General features: G+C 58.6%; 3 protein-coding genes. 2 read left to right on the top strand and 1 reads right to left on the bottom strand.

Features of this window, described 5'->3' with window-relative positions; all coding sequences use genetic code 11:
• Both GXX82_03755 and GXX82_03750 read left to right on the top strand, forming a co-directional pair.
• A partial coding sequence (locus GXX82_03755; GenBank protein NLT22141.1) for a sugar phosphate isomerase/epimerase occupies window positions 1–718 on the top strand: 718 nt, incomplete at its 5' end.
• 1 nt (window position 719) lies between these two features.
• Window positions 720–3707 (top strand): phosphoribosylformylglycinamidine synthase, encoded by a 2988-nt coding sequence (locus tag GXX82_03750; protein ID NLT22140.1) that lies wholly within the window; start codon window positions 720–722, stop codon window positions 3705–3707.
• 156 nt (window positions 3708–3863) lie between these two features.
• Here the strand turns inward: GXX82_03750 and GXX82_03745 are convergent.
• The coding region (locus GXX82_03745) for an aspartate 1-decarboxylase (protein ID NLT22139.1) at window positions 3864–4075 on the bottom strand (212 nt) is incomplete at its 5' end.

The following is a 4075-nucleotide window of genomic DNA, read 5'->3' as shown; positions in this document are numbered from 1 at the left end:
TATCAGGCGGATAAAGAAGCTCGATGTGGGTGTGGAGGTGTATTTCAACAACGACACCATCGTCGAGGTGGACGAGGCGCATGTGACGGAAACGGGGAAGATACTCCGGGGAGAAGGGATACAGTGCAGCGTCCATGCACCCTTCATGGACCTCAGCCCCGGTGCCGTCGACCGGGACGTGAGGACCATTACGAAGGAGAAGTTGAAGAAAACGGTCGCGATGGCCAACCATCTCGGCGCCCTGGGCGTAGTCTGTCACCCGGGGTACGACAGATGGCGGTTTGGAGACTATATCGATATCTGGCTGGAGGGAAGCGTCGATACGTGGAGCGAGGTCCTGGCGGTGGCGGGCGACAAGATCCCCATCATGCTGGAGAACGTTTTCGAAGAGGAACCGCTGAGCTTCCTCGAGCTTTTCAAGTGTATGAAGCCAAAAAATATGTATTTTTGCTTTGATTCAGGACACTTCAATCTATTTACTAAAGTATCGCTTGAAGTATGGCTCTCACAACTTGGTAATTATGTAAGAGAAATGCACTTACACGACAATCATGGCACGAGGGATGACCATTTCCCCATCGGGGAGGGAATCTTTCCCTTCCGGGAACTGAAGGGTTTTCTCAAGGCCCGGGGTGATGAGATCGTATTGACTGCTGAGGTCCACGACGAGTCTCGCGCGACTGAGGCAATAAAAAATCTAAAGGAGTACGTGGCATAGCATGGCTCACAGGATCGAGATATCATGCAGGGAAGGGCTTCGGGACGTTCCAGGGGAGAAACTGAAGAGAAGGATCAAATCCGACCTCGGGATAGAGGTTGAGGACGCGCGGGTCGTGGATGTCTATACCATAGATGCCGCCTTGGACCCCCAAATTTTGTCCATTCTCAGGGACGATGCCTTTGTCGACCCCGTTGTTCACAGGGGGCTTCTCGACGCAGCGACCCCCACCGATGCCGATTGGGTTGTTGAGGTTGGCTACAAACCCGGTGTCACGGACAACGTGGGCAGGACGGCGAAGGAGGTCGTGGAGGCAATGGCCGGCAGACCCTTCGAGAACGGCGAGGCGGTCTACAACTCCAGGATGTACTTTCTCAAGGGCCAGCTTTCTGAGGACGACGTGCACAGGATAGCGGTGGACATACTCGCCAACGTGCTCATAAACCGTTACAGCCTGAAGGACAGGGTCCGGTATGACAGGGAGGGCGGAATGGGGACCTTCGTCCCCAGGGTGGCCATCGCGACGGAGCCCGTCGTGGAGAACATAGATGTTGCCTCTCTCTCCATCGATGAACTGATGCGCATAAACAGGGAGCGGACCTGGGCCCTTTCCCGGGATGAGCTTCTCGCCGTGAAGGCTTATTTCGCCGACGCGGCCGTCGTGGCGGCGCGGCAGGCGGTGGGGCTGGACGGGCGGCCCACGGACGTGGAGATAGAGGCCATCGCCCAGACCTGGTCGGAGCATTGCAAGCACAAGATATTCAACGCCCGCATCGAATACGAGGACGAGGGCAGGGTAGAGACCATAGACAGCATCTTCAAGACCTATGTTGTAGGGTCCACGGAAGAGATCCGGAGGAGGAAAGGCAGGAACGATCTCTGTCTCTCCGTTTTCAAGGACAACGCCGGCGTCATCAAGTTCAATCGCAGACACAATCTTGCCTTCAAGGTGGAGACGCACAACACGCCGTCGGCCCTCGACCCGTACGGTGGCGCCCTGACGGGGATCGTCGGTGTCAACCGGGACCCCTTCGGCACGGGCAAGGGCGCGCGGCTCGTGTTCAACACCGATGTCTTCTGCTTCGCCGACCCCGATCACAGGGGCGGGATACCTCCCCGGCTCCTTCACCCCAAGAGGGTCCTGGAAGGGGTCCGTGAGGGTGTCGAGCACGGGGGCAACAAGAGCGGTATCCCGACGGTCAATGGCTCCCTCGTCTTCGACGAGAACTATCTCGGCAAGCCCCTCGTGTTCTGCGGAACCTGCGGCATCATGCCCGTCACGATACGGGGTGAGGCATCGTATCTCAAGCAGGCCAACGTTGGCGACCACATCGTCATGGTGGGCGGCAGGATCGGCAAGGACGGCATCCACGGCGCCACTTTCTCGTCGGAGGAACTCTCCGAGGTGTCTCCCACGAGTGCCGTGCAGATAGGCGATCCCATCACCCAGAAGCGCATGACCGATTTCCTGCTCATCGCCAGGGACAGGGGACTGTACAGCTCCATCACCGACAACGGGGCGGGCGGCCTTTCGTCGTCAGTGGGTGAGATGGCCACCGACACGAACGGGTGTGTCATGCACCTCGAGAGGGCGCCCCTCAAGTATCACGGTCTCTCCCCCTGGGAGATCCTCTTGTCTGAGGCACAGGAGCGCATGACCGTGGCCGTGCCGCCGGAGAAGCTTGCTGAGTTCCTCGAACTGTCCCGCAAGATGAGCGTCCTCTCGACGGTGCTCGGCGAGTTCACCGACAGCGGGCGTTTCCACGTTCTTTACGATGGCACGACGGTGGGCTACCTCGATATGGAATTCCTCCACGAGGGCCTGCCGAAGATGAACCTCAAGGCAAAGTGGGAGCGCAGGATGGTCGACGAAGAGCCCCTTGCCGAACCCGCCGATTACGCGGAGACGCTCGCGTCCGTCCTTCGCCGCTGGAACGTGTGCAGCAAGGAGTACGTGGTGCGCCAGTACGACCACGAGGTGCAGGGTTCGAGCGTCGCGAAACCCCTCACGGGGAGGCACAACGACGGTCCCGCCGACGCGGGGGTGGTGCGCCCGGACCTCACGAGCGCGAACGGCGCTGTCATCAGTCACGGGATATGCCCGAAATACAGCCGTTTCGACACGTACAACATGGTAGCCTGCGCCATAGACGAGGCCATAAGGAACAATATTGCCGCAGGCGGCTCCCTGAAGAGGATGGCATTGCTCGACAACTTCTGCTGGTCCGACCCGGTGCTGTCCGAGAAGAACCCCGAGGGACCCTACAAGCTTGCCCAGCTCGTTCGCGCCAACAGGGCCCTCTACGACTACACGACCCTCTTCGGCACCCCCTGCATCTCGGGGAAGGACAGCATGAAGAACGATTACATGCACAACGATATAAAGATATCGGTTCCCCAGACCGTTCTCGTTTCCTGCATCTCCGTCATCGATGACGTGGAGAGGGTCGTCACCATGGACATGAAGGACCCTGGTGATCTTATCGTCGTTATCGGCACCACTTACGGGGAGATGGGGGGAAGCGAGTATTTCGCCCGATTCGGGCGGGTAGGGAACATTGCCCCCCGCGTGCGCGGGAAAGAGGCGAAGAAGACCTTCCAGGCACTGGAGAAGGCCATCAAGGCGGGTCTCATCCGCTCCTGCCACGATATCTCCGACGGCGGCCTCGCCTGCTGTCTTGCCGAGAGCGCCTTCGCCGGGGACAGGGGCATCGAGGTCGACCTCACGGCAGTCCCCACTTCAGGTGTGCACCGCGACGACATCCTCCTCTTCTCCGAATCGGCAAGCAGGTTCGTCGCGACCGTCAGGGAAGGTGACCTTGACGCCTTCAAGAAGGTATTCAAAGGTGTTTCGTACGGAGTGATAGGAAAGGTGCGGGCAGGAGACAGGTTCCAGGTGAGGGGCCTTGGCGGAAACGCCATCATCGACACGACCATCGGCTACCTGAAAGAAGCCTGGCAAGCGCCCTTCAAGGAAATATTCGAATAGCCAGGGTGCACCGGACGAATTGGCCGGTATACTCCTGGAATCTATGACGTTATGGAAAAATGAGATCGGCCGGTTCCCGTGGCGGGAATCCGGCCGTTGTCTTCTTATTTTTCTAACGCTCAAGCGGTTCAAGCGCTCAAGCGGTTCAAGCCGCCTTTAGTTGACTGCCTGCAGCAGCTGCGTTTTTATCCTGTTCGCGCCGTCGACATACACCTTCTTCGGTTTGAAGCTTTCCAGCTCGTGTTCCTCGAAGCTGGCATAGGTTGCAATTATGATGATGTCGCCTTTTTTTGCCTTATGGGCGGCTGCTCCGTTGATACAGATGACGCCCGAATCCTTGTCGCCCCGTATGGCGTATGTGCTGAAGC

It is taken from the genome of Syntrophorhabdus sp., from assembly GCA_012719415.1.
In the GTDB taxonomy this organism is placed as follows: domain Bacteria; phylum Desulfobacterota; class Syntrophorhabdia; order Syntrophorhabdales; family Syntrophorhabdaceae; genus Delta-02.
This window is presented reverse-complemented; position numbering and strand designations above follow the sequence as displayed.